We start from the raw sequence: 18,474 nt of genomic DNA, 5'->3' as shown, positions 1-18,474 counted from the left end.
TGATCGAGCGTAAATCTTTGGTGTCTGTGCGGGCCTCTTCGCGAGCAGGCTCGCTCCCACAAGGTTGTCGATAATCCTGTGGGAGCGAGCCTGCTCGCGAATGGGGCGACTCGGTGTCAGGTCTGCTCCAGCGCTACCCCCGCACCAACCAACCCGGAATACGGCGCCGTCACCAGCCACACCGGGATCCCCTTGAAGTAATCGCTCATGCAACCCTTGTCGGCAAAGCACCGGGCGAAACCGCTTTCGAGGAAGAAATCGGCGAAGCGCGGAACCACCCCGCCGACGATGTACACACCACCGCGCGCACCGGTGGTCAGCACGTTGTTGCCCGCCACGCGACCAAGCCAGCAACAGAATTGTTCAAGCACTTCCAGGGCAATCGGGTCGCCCGCCAAACCGGCAGCCGTAATCGCCTCCGGGGTTTCAAGCACCGGCGAGTGCCCGTCAACCGCACAAATCGCCCGATAGACACGCGGCAAGCCGCTGCCGCTCAACGCCGTTTCGGCGCTGACATGCCCGATCTCATTGAAGATGTGCTGCCACAGTTGAGTCTCGCGCGGACTGCTCAGCGGCAGATCGACGTGACCGCCCTCCCCCGGCAGCGCGGCAAAACGCCCCTCACCGAGATCAAGCAAAGTGCCGACACCCAAACCCGTGCCCGGGCCAATCACCACCGCCGGGCGCAACGGCTCCGGCGTGCCTTCGCAAACCACGCGAAACTCGCCGGGTTGCAAACGGGTCATGCCCAAGGCCATGGCCGAAAAATCGTTGACCAGCAACAGCTGATCCACCTGCAAGGCCTGGCAGAAACCCCGGCGGCTCAGGCGCCAGTGATTGTTGGTGAACTTGAATTCGTCGCCGCTCACGGGGCCTGCCACCGACAGGCACACCGAGCCGATCGAACCCGGCGCCAGGCCAAGCGCGCTCAGGTAGAGGGCAATCGCCTCCTCCGGGCTGGCGTGGTCGGCCGTCGCCAGCACCTGGACCGATTCCAGCTGCTGGTTTTTCCACAACGCGAACCGTGCGTTGGTGCCACCGATGTCACCGACCAAAGCCAGTTTCAATTAAGCGTCTCCAGGGCAGAAGTGAAGGCGCTGGCCCCCTGCTCTGCCGAGCTGAAGGCCATGCGCATGAAACCAAACAGTTCGCGACCGGTGCCGATGTTGTTGCCCAACAGGCCTTTGGCCGGCGTGCGCGCTGCGAATTCTTCGGCGTCCACCTTAAGCTCCAGGGTGCCTTTGACGCCATCGACGCGGATGATATCGCCCTCTTGCACCCGCGCCAAAGGTCCGCCCACGTAAGCTTCAGGGCTGACGTGGATGGCCGCCGGGATTTTCCCCGACGCACCGGACATGCGCCCGTCAGTGACCAGGGCAACCTTGAAGCCGCGATCCTGCAGCACGCCGAGGAACGGCGTCATCTTGTGCAGTTCCGGCATGCCGTTGGAACGCGGCCCCTGGAAGCGCATCACCGCGACAAAATCCTTCTCCAGCAAACCGGCCTTGAACGCATCGGCCAGGTCCTGCTGATCCTGGAACACCATGGCCGGCGCTTCGACGATCTGGTTTTCCAATGCCACGGCCGAAACTTTCATCACGCCGCGACCGAGGTTGCCTTCCATCACACGCAAACCGCCCTCTGGCGAGAACGCCCGGGCGACCGGACGCAGGATGCTTTCATCGAGACTTTCGGTGATGCCTTCGCGCCAGACCAGTTCGCCGTTATCGAGGAACGGCTCCATGGTGTAGCGGCGCAGCCCGTGGCCCAGCACGGTGTTGACGTTTTCGTGGAGCAAGCCGGCATCCAGCAGTTCGCGGATCAGGAACGACATGCCGCCCGCGGCCTGGAAGTGGTTGATGTCAGCTTTGCCGTTCGGGTAGACGTGGCTCAGGGTCGGCACCACCTCGGAGAGGTCGGCCATGTCCTGCCAGGTCAGCTGGATGCCCGCCGCCATGGCGATCGCCGGCATGTGCAAGGTGTGGTTGGTCGAGCCGCCGGTGGCGTGCAGGGCGACGATGGAGTTGACCAGCGAACGCTCGTCGACGATTTCGCCGATCGGCATGAAGTCGCCGTTCTGCTTGGTCAGGCGGGTCACCTGATGCGCCGCTTCCCGGGTCAGGGCGTCGCGCAATGGTGTGTTCGGGTTGACGAAGGAAGCGCCCGGCAAATGCAGGCCCATGACTTCCATCAGCAACTGGTTGGTGTTGGCGGTGCCGTAGAAGGTGCAGGTGCCGGGGCTGTGGTAGGAGTTCATTTCCGACTCCAGCAGCTCTTCGCGGCTGGCCTTGCCTTCGGCGTAACGCTGGCGCACGTCGGCTTTCTGCTTGTTGGAAATGCCCGACACCATTGGCCCGCCCGGGACGAAGATCATCGGCAGATGGCCGAACCGCAGCGCGCCCATCATCAGCCCCGGGACGATCTTGTCGCAGATGCCGAGCATCAGCGCGCCATCGAACATGTTGTGGGAAAGCGCCACAGCGGTGGACAGCGCGATCACTTCACGGCTCGGCAGGCTCAGTTCCATGCCCGGCTCGCCCTGGGTCACGCCATCGCACATGGCCGGGGTGCCGCCGGCGAACTGGCCGACGGAGCCGATTTCGCGCAGGGCCTTTTTGATCAGCTCAGGAAAGACTTCATACGGCTGGTGCGCCGAGAGCATGTCGTTATATGACGAAACAATTGCAATGTTGGCGGAGTTCATCATCCGCAGGCTGTTCTTGTCGTCGCTGCCACAACCGGCCACGCCGTGGGCGAAGTTGGCGCATTGCAGCTTGCCGCGCATCGGACCGTCGCTGGCGGCATCGCGAATCAGTGCAAGGTAAGCCTCACGCGTGGCGCGACTGCGGGCGATAAGCCGTTCGGTGACCTCAAGGACGCGGGGATGCATGTGTAGAACTCCAGGCTAACGGATGTGGCGACCTGATTGTCTATGCTGATCAAATGCCGGTGTCGATGGGATGACAGACGGTTTTCTTGATCGGTTGGACCAGTTGATTCAGGTCACTCGTTGTAGATTGAACAAAATATTGCCACTAAAAAGGCTTGTTTTCTATTTTTTTGCGAATAATCTTGTAATTCCAACAACAAATCGACGGCGGCGCTGATAAATGACTCTACGAATCGCAATCAATGGTTTTGGCCGTATTGGTCGTAACGTCCTCCGAGCACTCTATACCCAAGGCTATCGCCAGGATTTGCAGATCGTCGCCATCAACGACCTCGGTGACAGCGCAATCAATGCGCACTTGCTCAAGTACGACACGGTTCACGGCACGTTCGAAGCCGATGTCCAGCATGATCAGGAAAGCCTGACCGTCAACGGCGATCGCATTTCGGTCAGCGCCATTCGCAATCCGGCCGACCTGCCCTGGGCCGCGGAAAAGATTGATGTGGTGTTCGAATGCACCGGTCTGTTCACCGACCGCGCCAAAGCCGCTGCGCATATTACGGCCGGCGCACGCAAAGTGATTATCTCGGCCCCGGCCACAGGCGCCGACGCCACCGTGGTGTACGGGGTCAACCACGACATTCTGCGCCAGTCGCACCAGATTATTTCAAACGCCTCGTGCACCACCAACTGCCTGGCCCCGGTGGCCCAGGTGTTGCATCGCGAACTGGGCATCGAAAGCGGCCTGATGACCACCATCCATGCCTACACCAATGACCAGCACCTGACCGACGTCTACCACAGCGACCCGTACCGCGCCCGTTCGGCCACCCAGAACATGATCCCGAGCAAGACCGGTGCTGCTGAAGCGGTCGGCCTGGTGCTGCCGGAACTGGCGGGCAAACTGACCGGCATGGCGGTGCGCGTGCCGGTGATCAACGTATCCCTGGTCGACCTGACCGTGCAGCTTAAGCGCGAAGCATCGAGGGAAGAAGTCAACGAACTGCTCAAGCAAGCCGCCCAGCACTCGAAGATCCTCGGCTACAACACCTTGCCGCTGGTCTCCAGCGACTTCAACCACAACCCGCTCTCATCGATCTTCGACGCCAACCACACCAAGTCCAGCGGCAAGCTGCTCAAGGTGCTGGCCTGGTACGACAACGAATGGGGCTTTTCCAACCGCATGCTCGATAACTGCCTGGCGCTTTGCAACGCCGAATAAAGCGCTGTGATATGCGTTAACCCGCCCCTGTAGGAGCTGCCGCAGGCTGCTCCTACAGGTATTTGCGACACCCCACGGGCGTCTGGAGCAGCATGCAATGATCGGTATCAGCTTTACGCAAAAGACCATGGCAGCGCGCAAGCGCATCGCCCTGGTCGCCCATGACCACTGCAAGGTCTTTCTGCTGGACTGGGCCGAGCGGCACAAAGACCAATTGGCCCAACATGAACTGGTCGCCACCGGCACCACGGGATTGTTGTTGCAACAACGCCTGGACCTGCCCGTCGAGAGCATGATCAGCGGCCCACTAGGCGGTGACCAACAGCTCGGCGCGCGAATCGCCGAGCAACGGGTCGACATGCTGGTGTTCTTCTGGGACCCGTTCGAACCACAGCCACACGACCCCGACATCAAGGCATTGCTACGGGTCGCAGCGGTCTGGAACATCCCGGTGGCGTGCAACGAATGCAGCGCCGACTACCTGCTCAGCAGCCCGCTGATGGATCAGGCGCACGGACATCGGATTCCGGATTACGCAACGTATTTGCAGGGTCGGGCATAAACCTTCACAAATCAATACTTGACCCCTCGAGCGGATGATAAGCATTATCATTCGCTCGAAATGGATCAGGTCCTCCCGTGAGTCAATCACGCTTCAACGACGTATTCATCACCCAGCGAATCTCTCTGCTGCGCACGCTGGAGCGGATGGTCAACAATCACAGCACCGCCGAAGACCTCTTGCAGGAGACCTACCTGCGCGTGACCCGTGCGCTCGGCGAGCGGGCCATCGATCACCTGGAACCCTTTGTCTTCCAGACCGCCCGCAACCTGGCACTGGACCATTTGCGCGCGCGGCGCATCCACTCGCGCACCATGGTCGATGACGTGCCACTGGAGGTTGTGGAAAGCGTCGCCGCCCCCGCCAGCAGTGCCGAGGACGCCGCCCATGCCGAACAATTGCTCGAGCGTTTGAACGTGCGCCTCAGTCAACTCAGCTCCCGCCAGCAACAGATTTTCATCCTCAGCCGCCTGCACGGCCACAGCTATCTGGAGATCGCCGAGAAGCTCGGCGTCTCGCTCAGTACCGTGCAGAAGGAGCTGAAGCTGATCATGACCATCTGCATCGGAGTGGCAGAGAGGCAGCTGCAAGCTTCAAGCTGCAAGCCGCAAGCCGCAAGCTAAGAACGGCAAGCCGAACGCCTAACCGAACTTGCAGCTTGTAGCTTGAAGCTTGAAACTGCTTCTAAACCTCCGAGGAAACACCGTGACGGACACCCACCGCTCCCCTTCGCCCTCACCGGCGCAGGCCACTGCACACGCGATGGACCAGGCCCTGGACTGGCTGATCGTGCTGGACAGCCCGAGCGAAGAACAGACCCGCCAGTTCCACCAATGGCTCGCGGTCGACCCGGCCCATGCAGAGGCGTTCGCCAAGGCCCAGGCGATCTGGAACGGTGCGCAAGTCACGCAATGCGCGCAAAGCCTGGCGGCGCGGCCAGCCAAAGTCACAGTGCTGTCGCGCCTGCGCCCGCACTGGAAACCCTTGGCCACTGCCGCCGTGCTGATCCTCGGTTTGTTCAATTTCAGCAATCTGCCGATGCGCCTGCAGGCCGACCACCTGACCGTGGTCGGTGAACGCCAGCGCCTGCAATTGGAGGACGGCTCGAAGGTCCTGCTCAATACCAACTCGGCGTTTTCCAGCATCATCAACGATCAGAAGCGCGTGGCCCGCTTGTATCAGGGCGAGGCGTTTTTCGAGGTGCAGCCTCATCGCGGTCTGCCGCTGGAAATCGATGCCGGGCTGGTCACCGCCAGCGTTCGCGATACCGCATTCGCCGTGCGCTACCTGGATGGCGTGACCCAGGTTCGGGTGCAGCGCGGGGATGTCGAATTGCGCGCCACCCGCGATGATGCGCAGGTGCGTCTGACAGCCGGGGAAAGCATCCGCATCGGCCCCAACGGTTTCGACCACTCGGCCAAGCTCGATGCCGCCACCGATCTGGCCTGGGTACAGGGTCGGCTGGTGTTCGAAAACTGCCCCCTGAACCAGGTGTTGGCGGAGCTGCGTCGCTACTATCCAGGCTGGATCATCAACAACAACGAGCAGTTGGCGAATGTTGCCGTGACCGGAAATTATCGCCTCGACCAGCCGCTGGACGTGGTCCGTTCGCTGGCGCACATCACTTCGGCACGGCTGCAGGAATACCCTGCGCTGGTCATCTTGAACTAAATGAGAATTATTTTTACTCGATAGCCAAAGCTTGTACGTCTCGTTATAGCCAATGCAATTGATTCGCATCTCTGAATGCCAATCAGCACCTATAAAGATTCGTGCGACACGGAGCGCTATCGATGTCCTCTCGCCTTACCCGCCCAGCCACTTCACCTTCCCGCGTACTGTCGCTGCTGACCGCCGCCATCCTGATGGCCGGTACTGCGCCGGCCATGGCCGCCACGGCCTCCGAGCAGCCGGCGCGCAAAATGGGCGATTACGCGTTCGCCATCGCGCCACAGTCGCTGGTGTCGGCACTCAATGCCTTTACCGCCGTGACAGGCTGGCAGGTCGGTTTTTCAGCCGAACTGGCGCAAGGCATGGACTCACCTGGCGTGCGCGGATCGCTGCCGCCGGAAAAAGCCCTCGAGCGCCTGTTGGTGGGGACCAGCCTGAGCTATCGCATCCTGAGCACCAACAACATCATTCTGGAGCCGCGCATTAATGCCGGCACGCTCAACCTGCAACAGGTGACCATCAGCGCCACGCGCCAGGAACAGGACGTGAGCAGCGTGCCCAGCACCGTCACCGTCCACACCCGCGAAGAGCTCGACCGCAACAACGTCAACAGCATCAAGGATCTGGTGCGCTACGAACCGGGCGTTTCGGTAGGCGGCACCGGTACCCGCGCGGGCCTTTCCGGCTACAACATCCGCGGCATCGACGGTGACCGCGTGCTGACCCAGGTCGACGGTGTTCAAGTGCCCGACGGCTTTTTCAATGGTCCGTACGCCCAGACCAACCGCAACTATGTCGACCCGGAAATCGTCAAGCGCGTGGAAATCCTGCGCGGTCCGGCTTCGGTGCTGTACGGCAGCAGCGCCATTGGTGGCGCGGTCAGCTACTACACGCTGGACCCGGACGACATCATCAAGCCAGGCCAGGACGTCGGTGCACGCCTCAAGACCGGCTACAGCTCGGCCGACGATAGCTGGCTCACCTCCGGCACCGTGGCCGGGCGCACCGGCGACTTCGACGGGCTGTTGCACCTCAGCCAGCGCAATGGCCAGGAAACGGAGTCCTACGGCGAGACCGGGGGAACCGGCCTGAGCCGCACCGAAGCCAACCCCGAGGACGTGCGCACCACCAACGTGCTGGCCAAACTGGGCTGGAACTACGCCGACGATGCGCGCTTCGGCTTGACTTACGAGCACTACAAGGACGATCGCGACACCAATCAGCTGAGCGCCGTGGGTGGCCCGTTCAACGCAGGACAGGGCTTGGGCTTCTACCAATCGCGCACCGGCAACGACACCATCACCCGCGAGCGCTTCGGCCTGGATCACCGCTTCGCTGTGGACAGCCTCCTGGCTGACAACATCAAGTGGACGTTGAACTATCAGATCGCCAAGACCGACCAGCGCACCGTAGAAATCTATGCACCGGCGCGCACGGTGCTGCGTCACCGCGATACCACCTACAAGGACCGCCAATGGGTATTCGATGCCCAGGCGGACAAGGCGTTTGCCATTGCCGACACGGATCATGTCGTTACTTACGGCACCACCATCAAGCAGGACAAAGTCACCGGCCTGCGTACCGGTAGCGGCACCTGCCTGACCGTGGCCGGTGCTTGCCGTGTCATCGGCGCTGTCAGCCCTGCCGACACCTTGACCCCGGCCAGCGACTTCCCGGATCCGACCATCAACACCTACAGCCTGTTCGCCCAGGACCAGATCGCCTGGAACGACTGGACCTTCGTGCCGGGCCTGCGCTACGACTACACCCAACTCAAGCCGCACCTGACCGATGAGTTCCTGGCCACGGCCGACCAGAGCGGTAACGGCGAGGTCAACGAGGACACCAAGACCTGGCATCGCCTGTCGCCGAAATTCGGCACCACTTACCGCTTCAATGACCACTACACCTGGTATGGCCAGTACGCCGAAGGCTTCCGCACGCCGAGTGCCAAGGCCCTTTATGGCCGCTTCGAAAACCTGACTGGCGGCTATCAGGTCGCGCCCAATCCCGACCTCGAACCGGAAAAGAGCAAGAGTTATGAAACCGGCCTACGCGGGCAGTTGGAGGCCGGCACTTTCGATGTCGCGGTGTTCTACAACAAATATCGCGACTTCATCGACGAGAACGCCATTACCCCCGGTTACGACGAAACCACGTTCAGGAGCAACAACATCAAGCACGCCACCATCAAGGGCCTGGAGATCAAGGGGCGCTTGAACCTGGATACCTTCGGCGCGCCAAGTGGCCTCTACACCCAGGGCTTGGTGGCCTACCTGTATGGTCGCAACGATGACAGCGGCGAGCCGCTCAACAGCATCAACCCGCTGACCGGCGTATTCGGCCTGGGCTATGACCAGGACAAGTACGGCGCGTTGCTGAGCTGGACCCTGGTCAAACGCAAGACCCGCGTCGACAGCACCAGCTTCAATACCCCGGACGGCACCAGCACCCAGTTCAAGACCCCGGGTTACGGCGTGCTCGATCTGGCGGGCTTCTACAAGGTGACCGACGACCTGACCGTCAACGCCGGCCTGTACAACCTGACCGACAAGAAGTACTGGCAGTGGGATGACGTACGCGGCTACGACAGCGTCGGCGAAGCCTCGGTCACACAGCCAGCCAACCTCGATCGCCTGACTCAGCCTGGACGCAACTTCGCGATCAACCTGGTCTGGGACATCTGAACCCGTGTGCCTCACCGCGCGGCGCTGTAACAGCCGCCCGGTGAGGATTTTTTACTGTCATGCACCTGCTCATTCGTCTCGTTACCAAGCGCCTCTTCTTTCCCAAGGATTTGCCATGACCACCCAGGACACCGCTCAACGCCCCACCCTGCGTTCACAACGCTTGAACCAGGTCACCAACGAGCCGCACAGCAAGCTCGATGCACTGGTCAAAGCCCATGCCCCCTTTGAAACCCAGGCCAGTTTCGCCCGTTTCGTGGTGGCGCAATACCTGTTCCAGTCGGAACTGGTGGCGCTGTACAACGATGCCGAACTGACAGCCATTGTCCCGGACCTGCCGGCTCGTTGCCGTGCCGATGCGGCCAAGGCTGACCTGGCGGACCTCGACACCGAAGTGCCGACGCCGGTTGCCGGTGCGCTGCAAAACCCAAGCAAGGCCCAGGCCCTTGGCTGGATCTTCGTCTCCGAAGGCTCGAAGCTGGGCGCAGCGTTTCTGATCAAGCGTGCCGTGGGCCTTGGCCTGAGCGAAACCTTCGGTGCCCGCCACCTTGGCGAACCAGCCGGTGGCCGCGCTGAAGGCTGGAAGCGCTTCGTCAAGACCCTGGACGGACTCGAGCTCAGTGCGCAGGAAGAAGCCGAGCTGGACAAAGGCGCCATCGATGCCTTCAACCGCTTCACGGTATTGCTGGAACAGGCTTACGCCAGCACCCCGGAAATCGCCTGACACCCCACCTTTCCCCTGTGGGAGCGGGCTTTGTGGCGAGGGGATTTATCCCCGCTGGGTCGCGAAGCGGCCCCAAAAAATGGGACTGCTGCGCAGTCCAGCGGGGCGGTGCGACGTTTCGCTAAATCCCCTCGCCACAAAGCTCACTCCCACAGGGGATCGAGTCAGCCTGCAAGATCTTCATCAAGCCTCACATGCATCCTCAGAGCCCATGCCTGCCTCCTCCAAACTCGCCCGCCTCCTCTTCGCCCTGCTGGCCTACGTCAGCCTCGGAATCGGCCTGGTCGCCATCGTCATACCCGGCCTGCCGACCACAGAATTCATCCTGCTGGCCGCCTGGGCTGCCACCAGAAGCTCGCCGCGCTTGAGTGCCTGGCTGGAAAACCATCGGCTATTCGGCCCTCTTCTCTACAACTGGCGTAACGGCAAGATCATCGCGCGCCGGGCAAAAATCAGCGCCACGGTCAGCATGCTGTCATGTGCCGGTCTCATGTTGGTGATGCTCGACCCTGGCTGGCCGATCTACCTGGCGATTGCCGGCATGGGCCTGGGCAATCTGTGGATCTGGTCGCGACCGGAATCACTGGCGCAACACCGGGAAACCTCGCCGTGATTTTCCCCGTTTTTAATCCCCTTTTCGGCACATTTTTCCGCGCAAACGTTCAACCACGACCGTTCGTCGGCATCCCCCTCATGCAATCTCGGCACCACGCCGATGTGCATTGAATGGCGCTGAATGGATTTGGCGTGTCGAGCCGCAAAGGCTCACAGCCAACCCTTCATCCATTCGCGAGCTCGCCCTATGTTCGACTCACTGTCCATCCGCCTGAAAATCGTCCTGCTGTCCGGTCTGTGCCTGCTTGGCGTGGTCGCATCGATAGTGGGCATGAACCTCTACCAGTCCAATCAGAACGATGAACTGGTCAGCGCTTCCAGCAGCAGAATGCTCACCGATAGTGTGCAGAACCTGCTCCAGGCCAAAGCCGCAGAGCAAGCGGTGCGGGTGCAGAAGACGTTCGGTGAAACCCTGACGGTGGCGACCGCCCTGGCTGACCAGATCAAGGACATGCGCAACATGGCCGCCAAGCGTTCGCTTGAGCCCGGCGCCCTGCGTGAAGAGTTGAACCAGAGCCTGAAAAGCGCCTTCGAACGCAACGGCAAAGTGCTGGGCATCTGGCTGGCTTTCGAACCCAACGGCCTGGACGGCAAAGACAGCGAGTTCATCAGTGACGCCGCCCGCCAGTCCAACGAGATCGGCCGCTTCGCGACCTATTGGAGCCGTGCCGGGGGGGAAGCGCTGAACACGATCATGGTCGAAGAGGACATGACCAAAACCACCCTGAACCTCAGCGGCACGCCCTACAACGTCTGGTACACCTGCCCTCGGGACAGTAAGCGCACCTGCCTGCTCGACCCTTATGCCGATACTGTTGGCGGCAAGGAAGTGTTGATGACCACCATTTCCGTGCCGCTGCTGGCGGATGGCAAGGCCATCGGCGTGGTCGGTATCGACATCGCCCTCGATGCGCTGCAAGCGGCGGCGGTCGACTCCCAGCGTGAGTTGTTCAACAGCGCCGGCCACATGCTGATCGTTTCCGGCACCGGTGTGATGGCGGCGTTCAGCGTCGACCCGACGAAAGTGGGCAAGAGCATCGGTGACACCCTGGGTGCGGACGGCAAGGACATCCTGCAATTGCTCGCCAGCGGTGCGCCGAAGATTCTCGAACAGGGTGACCTGATTCGGGCGGTGTACCCGGTCAGTCCGATTGCCGACGCCAAGGCATGGGCCGTGGTGATCGACCTGCCCAAGCAAGTGCTGCTGGCCGATTCGGTAAAGCTGCAAGCGGTACTCGACGACGCCCAGCAGAGCGGCACGATTAAAGCGGTGGGCGTGGCGATCATTGCCGGCCTGATCGGCCTGGTGCTGATGTGGCTGACCGCGTCGGGCGTGGCCCGGCCGATCGACAGCGTGGCCCGGATGCTCAAGGCAATCGCCAGCGGCGACGGCGACCTGACACAGCGCCTGCACTACAGCAAGCGCGATGAACTGGGTGAACTGGTCAGCTGGTTCAACCGTTTCCTCGACAAGCTGCAGCCGACCATCGCGCAGATCAAGCAGAGCATTACCGATGCGCGCGGCACCGCCGACCAGTCTTCGGAAATCGCCCGCCAGACCAGCGAAGGCATGCAGGTGCAATTTCGCGAAATCGACCAGGTCGCCACCGCGTCCAATGAAATGAGTGCCACCGCCCACGACGTCGCCAACAGCGCGTCGAACGCCGCCAGCGCGGCCAAGGGTGCCGATCAGTCGGCCCGCGATGGCATGCAGATCATCGAGCGCAGCACGCGCGACATCAATCAACTGGCCGACGAAGTCAGCAAGGCCGTGACTGAAGTCGAGGCATTGGCGGTCAACAGCGAGCAGATCGGCTCGGTATTGGAAGTCATCCGCAGCATCGCCGAACAGACCAACCTGCTGGCGCTCAACGCGGCGATTGAAGCCGCCCGTGCCGGCGAGAGCGGTCGCGGTTTTGCGGTGGTCGCCGACGAAGTGCGCAACCTGGCCAAACGCACCCAGGACTCGGTGGAAGAAATTCGCCTGGTGATCGAACGCATCCAGAGCGGCACCCGTGGCGTGGTCGCCACCATGCACTCGAGCCAGACCCAGGCCCACAGCAACGCCGGGCAGATCCAGCAAGCGGTCCAGGCCTTGAGCAAAATCAGCGACGCGGTCACGGTGATCAGCGACATGAACCTGCAGATCGCCAGCGCCGCCGAACAGCAAAGCGCCGTCGCCGAAGAGGTCAACCGCAACGTTTCGGCAATCCGTACCGTCACCGAAACCCTGACCGGACAAGCCACCGAATCGGCGCAGATCAGCAGCCAGCTCAATGCCCTGACCACCCAGCAGATGAAACTGATGGATCAGTTCCGGGTATGACCGTTTTTTGATTTATGCTCGGGCTCTCGTTCCGGAGGGCCCTTCGATGACTGATTTACTCACGTCCATTCAAGCCGTACTCGGCATGCCGCACACCCGTATTGCGTTCACCTCCAGCGGCGCCCTGCCCTCGGCGTTTGCCGTCACCGACCTGGCTTGCGCCAGCATCGCCGCCGCCGGCCAGGCTGTCAGCGAATTGCTGCACCAGCAAACCGGACGCTTGCCCGACCTTGAAGTCGACCGGCGCCTGGCCTCCTTCTGGTTTTCCAGTTCGATCCGCCCGGTAGGCTGGAACGTCCCGCCGCTGTGGGACCCGATCGCCGGTGACTACGCCGCCAAGGATGGCTGGATCCGCCTGCACACCAATGCGCCCCATCACCGCGCCGCCGCTGAATCCGTGCTGGGCGCTTGCGTCGACCGTAAGGCGATGGCAAGCAAAGTGGCGCAATGGGCCAAGAGCGATCTGGAACAGGCCTTGGTCGATGCCGGTGGCTGTGCCGCCGAAATGCGCAGCTGGGAACAGTGGCAGGTCCATCCGCAAGGGCTCGCGGTCAACGCCGAACCGCTGATTCAGTTCACCGCCGGCCAAAACCCGCACAGCACCCCCTGGCAAGGTTCGGTAGCGCAACCACTGGCCGGGATCAAGGTGCTGGACTTGACCCGCGTGCTCGCAGGCCCTGTCGCCAGCCGCTTTCTCGCTGGCCTTGGCGCTGACGTACTGCGTATCGACCCACCCACCTGGAACGAGCCGGGCGTGGTGCCGGAGATGACGCTGGGCAAGCGTTGTGCACGCCTGGATCTGCACGACAAAACCGATCGCCATGTATTCGAAAGCCTGCTCAAGGACGCCGACATCGTGCTCCACGGTTACCGCGCCGATGCCCTGGAGCGTCTGGGATATGGTGCCGCTGAACGGCAGCAACGCAACCCCGGCCTGATCGACGTTTGCCTCAACGCTTACGGCTGGAGCGGCCCGTGGCAGAACCGTCGCGGCTTCGACAGCCTGGTGCAGATGAGCAGCGGCATCGCGCAAGCGGGTATGCACAGCATGCATGCGGACAAACCGACGCCCTTGCCGCAGCAGGCGCTCGATCATGCCACCGGGTATTTGATGGCGGCCAGTGCGATCAGATTGTTGGCAGGACGCTTTAACAACGGACAGGGCGGTTCGGCGCAGTTGTCGTTGGCGCGTACGGCAAAGCTGTTGATCGACAATGGTCACGGGAGGGACGAGCAGTTGCGGGCCGAAGATGAACAGGATCAGGGAATGCTGGTTGAGCAAACCCCATGGGGCCCGGCACATCGCTTGCACGTGCCGCTGAAGATCACCGGGACGCCGGTGCAGTGGACGCTGGCGGCGTCTGAACTGGGTTCACATCGTGCGCAGTGGTAACAGCATGAAATTCGACCTCGCCTATTGCCTCGGCCTCGACGAAAAACTGTCGATCTATGACGTGCGCGATCTGAATTTCGACGAGACGATGGCGTTCGATTCCGCGAAGGAACATTTCCAGTGCCCCAACGATGCCTGTCGTCTGGCGTTTGATGTGACGAACGAGTTGGGCACGTTCAACGCCAAAAACGTGAACTACGTGCGCACGCCGCATTTCAAGAATCTGCCGAGCACGCGGCATGTCGAGGGTTGTCCTTTTGTGAGCCTGAAGACCCCGGCTTCGGCTGTGGCGTCGGACGTCGAGGAAACGGACGACGGTCGCGAGGAACATTTCCCGTCGGAATTGTTGCTGAGTCGGCGTGAGTATGTGCGTAAGCCGTCGCAACCGACTGTGGCTGCCGATCTGCAAAGGGCTGCGCCACCAGCACCTTCGACGGTCGACAGCGTCGAGCCGCCCAGCCGCGAGTCGACGCCGGACAAGACCAGTGTCTTCGCCCATCCGGTGGAATGCTTCGTGTCGAACTTCGAAGACAAGGCGCTGCTCAAGCGCATGCCGTTGAAGATTGGCGAGCACACGGCACCCTATGCCTCGTTTTTCAAGAAGATCGAGTACCTGCAAGACAACAAGGGGCTGATTTACTGGGGCAAGATCAAGCAGATCAAGGATTACACCCAGAGCTTTCGCATCGATTTCGAGAAGAAGGTCTGGTTCGAGAAGAAGCCGTACCCGGTCAACGTTTACCTGAGCAAGAAGCTGATCGACGGCTACCGCAAACGCAAGGCGTTCCTGGAGGAGATCAAGCACGCCATCGAGAGCGGGCGGCAATTGTATTGCTTCTTTTATGGCGTCCAGCCTGCGTTGCAGCAGGTGCCTAGCAAGAAAAACCCCGATCAGACGTTCGGGGTGTTCAGTGCCAACATCGAGAATCTGGATCACTTTATTGTGCGGGAGGCGCCGGGGTTGGAGGACTAGTCATACCCACCACACAGACAGTGACCTTCCGTCTGGCCAAGGGGTACGAAATAGAAAAAATCGAAAAATGCGTTTGATCCGGATCGAAAACAACTGTACAAAAACACAGTATTTTTCAAACCAGCACTCTCGAGCCCGGAGAACCCCCATGGCCTCTCAAGCGATGAAAATCACCCTGGAACGTATCGCCCTCTTCCAATTCACCCCGGCCCATTGCGCTCAAGCCCGAGCGATGCTGGGCTGGAGCGTGGAAGCGTTGTCCCGCGAAGCCGGGGTTTCGGTGCAGGCCATTGAGCGCTTCGAAGCGCGACAGGATGTGCTGGATGTCACTCGCCTGACATTGGCGTATCGGCTTGAATCGGAGGGGCTGGTGTTCTTCCCGGGGTTCGCGCCGGGTAGAGGGATGAATGTGAAAGGGTCTACGCCGAATCCGGTGGGGCGGGCGGATTTTGCGATGGTTGAATGAGGTCGCAACTCCAACACTGGAGCTACGACCCGACTTTCACAGATCAGAAACTACGGCTTGAATATCGGCGTTGGCCGCGCATGGGAGGCTTGTTCATAGCCATAAGCCAATGCCAGGAGATGGGCTTCGCGCCAGCGTGCACCGAAGAACAATGCAGACGTGGGCAGCCCGTCTTCATCCGCTCCAGTAGGGACCATGAGGCTGGGATAGCCTGCCAGTGGAACGATGTTCAACCCCGGTGAGCCGACATCCAGCACCACGGCATCCAGTTGGTGCCGCGCCAGGACGTCATCGATGACAGTGGCGTTTTCACGCTGGATTTTTTGCCACAGTTCCTCGTAGGTGCGCTGGTCAAACGCCACGTTGTTGGCAGCGCTCAATACACTTTGCCCATGGCCTTCGACGCCGGGTGTGTGTTGATTGAAACGCACCAGTTCTTCCAGGCTCTGGATGGCCAGGCCGGTTCGTTTCGCGAGGTATTCGGGCAGGTGTCGCTTGATGCCCATCGACAGCGCCTCGTCCACTTGGGCTGACTGCGGGTCTTTGAGTTCGATGGGTATCAAGGTTGCGCCGGCAGCCTGCATGACTTCCAGCGCCCGGGAAAACTGCGGATCGCTCTGCGTTGCCTCACCACTCAAATCGAACTTGAGGGGATAACCGAGGCGCCGTCCCACCAACGAACCAGGTTTCAACAAGGCCGTGTAGTCCACGTCATTGAGGGCGCTCGGTTTGCTGACCGGATCGGCAGCGTCATGACCCGTCATGGCATTGAGCAGTATTGCCGCGTCGCGAACGGTGCGAGCCATCGGCCCCGGGGTGTCGAGTTTGTGTGTCACCGGAACAATGCCACTGCGACTCAGCAATCCTACCGTGGGCTTGAGCCCCACCACGCCATTGAGCGATGCCGGACAGATAATTGAGCCGATGGTTTCCGTCCCCACGCTCAAGGGTGCAAAACCTGCGGCCACTGCCGCACCGGAACCTGAGCTCGAACCGCAGGGCGTCTGGCTTAACAGATGCGGATTCCTGGTTTGCCCGCCTCGGCCACTCCAGCCGTCGGGAAGCGCGGAGTCACGGAAATTTGCCCACTCGCTGAGGTTGGTTTTGCCCAAAATGACCGCGCCTGCCGCCCTTAGCCGTTGCACGATAAAGGCATCCCTGGCGGCGGGCTGCCCGATCATGGCCAATGACCCGGCGCTGGTCTGCATCTGGTCAGACGTATTGATGTTGTCTTTCAATAACACTGGAATACCGTGCAGGGGGCCGCGAACATGCCCGCCTTCGCGCTCCCGATCCAGCGACCTGGCAATCGCCAGCGCATCGGGGTTTAGCTCAATGATCGCATTGATCGTTGGTCCGTTTTTATCGAGCCTGTCGATGCGTTGTTGCAGGTGTTGCACCAGCGCCTCGGCACTCAGTTGGCCGCGCTCCATTTCCTTACTGATTTGATCGACACTCAAGTATTCCAATGTTTGCGCATTGGCGTAGCTTGCGATCGAAAGCAGAACAATCTGGGCCAGCCGCGTCATGCAGCCTGTTATCCTTACATCCATGTGAATGACATCCTTGTGGTAGCGAGTGAATGAGCTCACTCGCTTCCCAGCCTACAGACTCGGCCGGAAATGTCCGTCATCACTTGCCCCCGGATCACATAGGAAAACTCGCCTCGTTCTGTAGTTGCTTCACCCGAGGCTTTGTTGATTCTGGTAGACCTGCTCTTCGACTTCATACCACCACGCAGTGCCACGCTGCGCAGCCATCACATTGAATGCCTCGCCCATCCGTGGCGTGGTGATAGAGACATTACGCTCCCAGGCCAGAGCCAGGATGCGGTCGAAGGGTTCGTACCAGGCATGCGTCGACAAATCGAATGTGCCGTTGTGAATCGGTAGCAGCCAGCGCCCCTTGAGGTCGAGGTGGGCTTGCAGGGTTTGCTCAGGTTGCATGTGCACATGAGGCCAGTCGACGTTGTAGGCGCCGGTCTCCATGAGGGTCAGGTCGAAAGGGCCGTATTGTTCGCCGATGCGTTTGAAGCCGTCGAAGTAGCCGCTGTCGCCACTGAAGAAGATCCGCGTATCGCCGTCGATCATCACCCACGAGGCCCAGAGGGTGCTGTTGCCGTCGAACAGGCCGCGACCGGAAAAGTGCTGCGAGGGGGTGGCGACGAACTGGATGCCCTCGACCTCAGTGCCCTGCCACCAGTCCAGTTGGCGGATTTTGCTGGTGTCGATACCCCACTTGATCAGGGTGTCGCCCACGCCCAGCGGGGTGAGGAAGTACTTGGCCTTGTCGGCAAGTTTGAGCACCGCCTGATAGTCCAGGTGGTCGTAGTGATCGTGAGACAGGATCACCGCTTCAATCGGCGGCAATTGGTCGAGGCTGATCGGCGGCTGGTGAAAACGCTTGGGGCCGGCCCATTGCACGGGGGAGGCGCGTTCTGCGAACACCGGGTCGGTAATCCAGAATCTGTCCCGCAACTTGAGCAGTACCGTGGAATGGCCCAGGCGATAGACGCTGTGGTTGGGCGCCGCCATCAACGCCGCTTGCGTCAGCGGCTGCACCGGCACAGGCGCCGTCGGGCGGGTGTTGCGCGGTTTGTGAAACATCGCGTTCCAGAGGATGCGCAGGGTTTTGCCAAGGCTCAAATGCTGTATCGACCTATGGTTTTGAAACTGCCCTTGAGCCTGTCGGGAAGCTTCAGGCCTGGAGGCGCTGTTCGCCTGGGGAGTTGATTTGGCCATGAGGGAATGACTCCAGAAAAACCGCACGCTTCACGATTTTTCGTTTTGGGACGATAAATGGCCAAGGCACGCACGCATCAGCCGAACACTCTATTTTTTACCGGGCAGGATTAACAAAACATTACACTGCACAGTGTAGTTTCAAGGTTGCAGCAAAGGCGATGACAAGTAAACTGCTGAGTGTAATTTTCATTTCTTCCTACC

At 60.9% G+C, this 18,474-nt stretch carries 15 protein-coding genes and 1 pseudogene; 12 read left to right on the top strand and 4 right to left on the bottom strand.

Features of this window, described 5'->3' with window-relative positions; all coding sequences use genetic code 11:
* Positions 1 to 116: 116 nt before the first annotated feature.
* Both ACA058_RS06135 and edd read right to left on the bottom strand, forming a co-directional pair.
* Positions 117 to 1,067, bottom strand: coding sequence for a glucokinase (locus tag ACA058_RS06135; RefSeq protein ID WP_497638294.1), 951 nt, complete (start codon positions 1,065 to 1,067; stop codon positions 117 to 119).
* Complete coding sequence (gene edd, locus ACA058_RS06130; RefSeq protein ID WP_497638293.1) at positions 1,064 to 2,890, bottom strand: phosphogluconate dehydratase; 1,827 nt, start codon at positions 2,888 to 2,890, stop codon at positions 1,064 to 1,066. Before edd ends, ACA058_RS06135 begins: the two co-directional genes overlap by 4 nt.
* Positions 2,891 to 3,110: 220 nt before the next feature.
* Here edd and gap point away from each other — a divergent pair, with 220 nt between their 5' ends.
* The 12 genes and pseudogenes from gap (at position 3,111) to ACA058_RS06070 (ending at position 15,529) form a co-directional block, all read left to right on the top strand.
* Positions 3,111 to 4,112 (top strand): type I glyceraldehyde-3-phosphate dehydrogenase, encoded by a 1,002-nt coding sequence (gene gap / locus ACA058_RS06125; protein ID WP_497638292.1) that lies wholly within the window; start codon positions 3,111 to 3,113, stop codon positions 4,110 to 4,112.
* 97 nt (positions 4,113 to 4,209) lie between these two features.
* Positions 4,210 to 4,674 (top strand): methylglyoxal synthase, encoded by a 465-nt coding sequence (locus tag ACA058_RS06120; RefSeq protein WP_497638291.1) that lies wholly within the window; start codon positions 4,210 to 4,212, stop codon positions 4,672 to 4,674.
* Positions 4,675 to 4,751: 77 nt separating this feature from the next.
* Entirely contained in the window at positions 4,752 to 5,297 is a 546-nt protein-coding gene (locus tag ACA058_RS06115; RefSeq protein WP_497638290.1) for an RNA polymerase sigma factor, read from the top strand.
* Positions 5,298 to 5,379: 82 nt separating this feature from the next.
* Positions 5,380 to 6,345, top strand: coding sequence for a FecR family protein (locus ACA058_RS06110; RefSeq protein WP_497638289.1), 966 nt, complete (start codon positions 5,380 to 5,382; stop codon positions 6,343 to 6,345).
* 122 nt (positions 6,346 to 6,467) lie between these two features.
* Positions 6,468 to 9,032, top strand: a complete 2,565-nt coding sequence (locus ACA058_RS06105; protein ID WP_497638288.1) for a TonB-dependent receptor — start codon at positions 6,468 to 6,470, stop codon at positions 9,030 to 9,032.
* A gap of 115 nt (positions 9,033 to 9,147) precedes the next feature.
* Positions 9,148 to 9,756 carry a biliverdin-producing heme oxygenase gene (locus ACA058_RS06100; RefSeq protein ID WP_497638287.1) on the top strand — a complete coding sequence of 203 codons (609 nt, stop codon included), beginning with the start codon at positions 9,148 to 9,150 and terminating at the stop codon, positions 9,754 to 9,756.
* A 211-nt stretch (positions 9,757 to 9,967) separates the two neighbouring features.
* A complete protein-coding gene (locus ACA058_RS06095) occupies positions 9,968 to 10,369 on the top strand; it encodes a YbaN family protein (protein ID WP_497638286.1) in 402 nt (133 codons plus the stop codon).
* Positions 10,370 to 10,492: 123 nt separating this feature from the next.
* Positions 10,493 to 11,839 (top strand): annotated as a pseudogene (locus ACA058_RS06090) (methyl-accepting chemotaxis protein); the annotation flags it as partial.
* A 102-nt stretch (positions 11,840 to 11,941) separates the two neighbouring features.
* On the top strand, positions 11,942 to 12,697 hold the full coding sequence (locus ACA058_RS06085; RefSeq protein ID WP_497639870.1) for a methyl-accepting chemotaxis protein: 756 nt from the start codon (positions 11,942 to 11,944) through the stop codon (positions 12,695 to 12,697).
* A 46-nt stretch (positions 12,698 to 12,743) separates the two neighbouring features.
* Entirely contained in the window at positions 12,744 to 14,090 is a 1,347-nt protein-coding gene (locus ACA058_RS06080) for a CoA transferase (protein WP_497638285.1), read from the top strand.
* A gap of 4 nt (positions 14,091 to 14,094) precedes the next feature.
* A complete protein-coding gene (locus tag ACA058_RS06075) occupies positions 14,095 to 15,063 on the top strand; it encodes a hypothetical protein (protein WP_497638284.1) in 969 nt (322 codons plus the stop codon).
* Between the two features lie 148 nt (positions 15,064 to 15,211).
* Positions 15,212 to 15,529: a helix-turn-helix domain-containing protein gene (locus ACA058_RS06070; RefSeq protein WP_497638283.1), complete on the top strand. Its 318-nt coding sequence runs from the start codon at positions 15,212 to 15,214 to the stop codon at positions 15,527 to 15,529.
* Positions 15,530 to 15,579: 50 nt separating this feature from the next.
* Here ACA058_RS06070 and ACA058_RS06065 read toward each other — a convergent pair whose 3' ends face one another.
* Positions 15,580 to 17,058, bottom strand: a complete 1,479-nt coding sequence (locus tag ACA058_RS06065; protein WP_497638282.1) for an amidase family protein — start codon at positions 17,056 to 17,058, stop codon at positions 15,580 to 15,582.
* Between the two features lie 153 nt (positions 17,059 to 17,211).
* Positions 17,212 to 18,270, bottom strand: a complete 1,059-nt coding sequence (locus tag ACA058_RS06060; RefSeq protein ID WP_497638281.1) for an MBL fold metallo-hydrolase — start codon at positions 18,268 to 18,270, stop codon at positions 17,212 to 17,214.
* Positions 18,271 to 18,474: the final 204 nt, after the last annotated feature.

Source organism: Pseudomonas sp. LBUM1649 (assembly GCF_059716155.1).
The sequence above is the reverse complement of the archived record's forward strand: the minus strand, read 5'-3'. Positions and strand labels throughout refer to the sequence as shown.

What these genes read in the sequence shown, in the direction of transcription:
- edd (WP_497638293.1), bottom strand. Translation starts at nt 2,890, where the DNA reads ATGCATCCCCGCGTCCTTGAGGTCACCGAACGGCTTATCGCCCGCAGT.
- gap (WP_497638292.1), top strand. Translation starts at nt 3,111, where the DNA reads ATGACTCTACGAATCGCAATCAATGGTTTTGGCCGTATTGGTCGTAAC.
- ACA058_RS06120 (WP_497638291.1), top strand. Translation starts at nt 4,210, where the DNA reads ATGATCGGTATCAGCTTTACGCAAAAGACCATGGCAGCGCGCAAGCGC.
- ACA058_RS06105 (WP_497638288.1), top strand. Translation starts at nt 6,468, where the DNA reads ATGTCCTCTCGCCTTACCCGCCCAGCCACTTCACCTTCCCGCGTACTG.
- ACA058_RS06100 (WP_497638287.1), top strand. Translation starts at nt 9,148, where the DNA reads ATGACCACCCAGGACACCGCTCAACGCCCCACCCTGCGTTCACAACGC.
- ACA058_RS06095 (WP_497638286.1), top strand. Translation starts at nt 9,968, where the DNA reads ATGCCTGCCTCCTCCAAACTCGCCCGCCTCCTCTTCGCCCTGCTGGCC.
- ACA058_RS06085 (WP_497639870.1), top strand. Translation starts at nt 11,942, where the DNA reads ATGCAGGTGCAATTTCGCGAAATCGACCAGGTCGCCACCGCGTCCAAT.
- ACA058_RS06080 (WP_497638285.1), top strand. Translation starts at nt 12,744, where the DNA reads ATGACTGATTTACTCACGTCCATTCAAGCCGTACTCGGCATGCCGCAC.
- ACA058_RS06075 (WP_497638284.1), top strand. Translation starts at nt 14,095, where the DNA reads ATGAAATTCGACCTCGCCTATTGCCTCGGCCTCGACGAAAAACTGTCG.
- ACA058_RS06070 (WP_497638283.1), top strand. Translation starts at nt 15,212, where the DNA reads ATGGCCTCTCAAGCGATGAAAATCACCCTGGAACGTATCGCCCTCTTC.
- ACA058_RS06065 (WP_497638282.1), bottom strand. Translation starts at nt 17,058, where the DNA reads ATGACGCGGCTGGCCCAGATTGTTCTGCTTTCGATCGCAAGCTACGCC.
- ACA058_RS06060 (WP_497638281.1), bottom strand. Translation starts at nt 18,270, where the DNA reads ATGGCCAAATCAACTCCCCAGGCGAACAGCGCCTCCAGGCCTGAAGCT.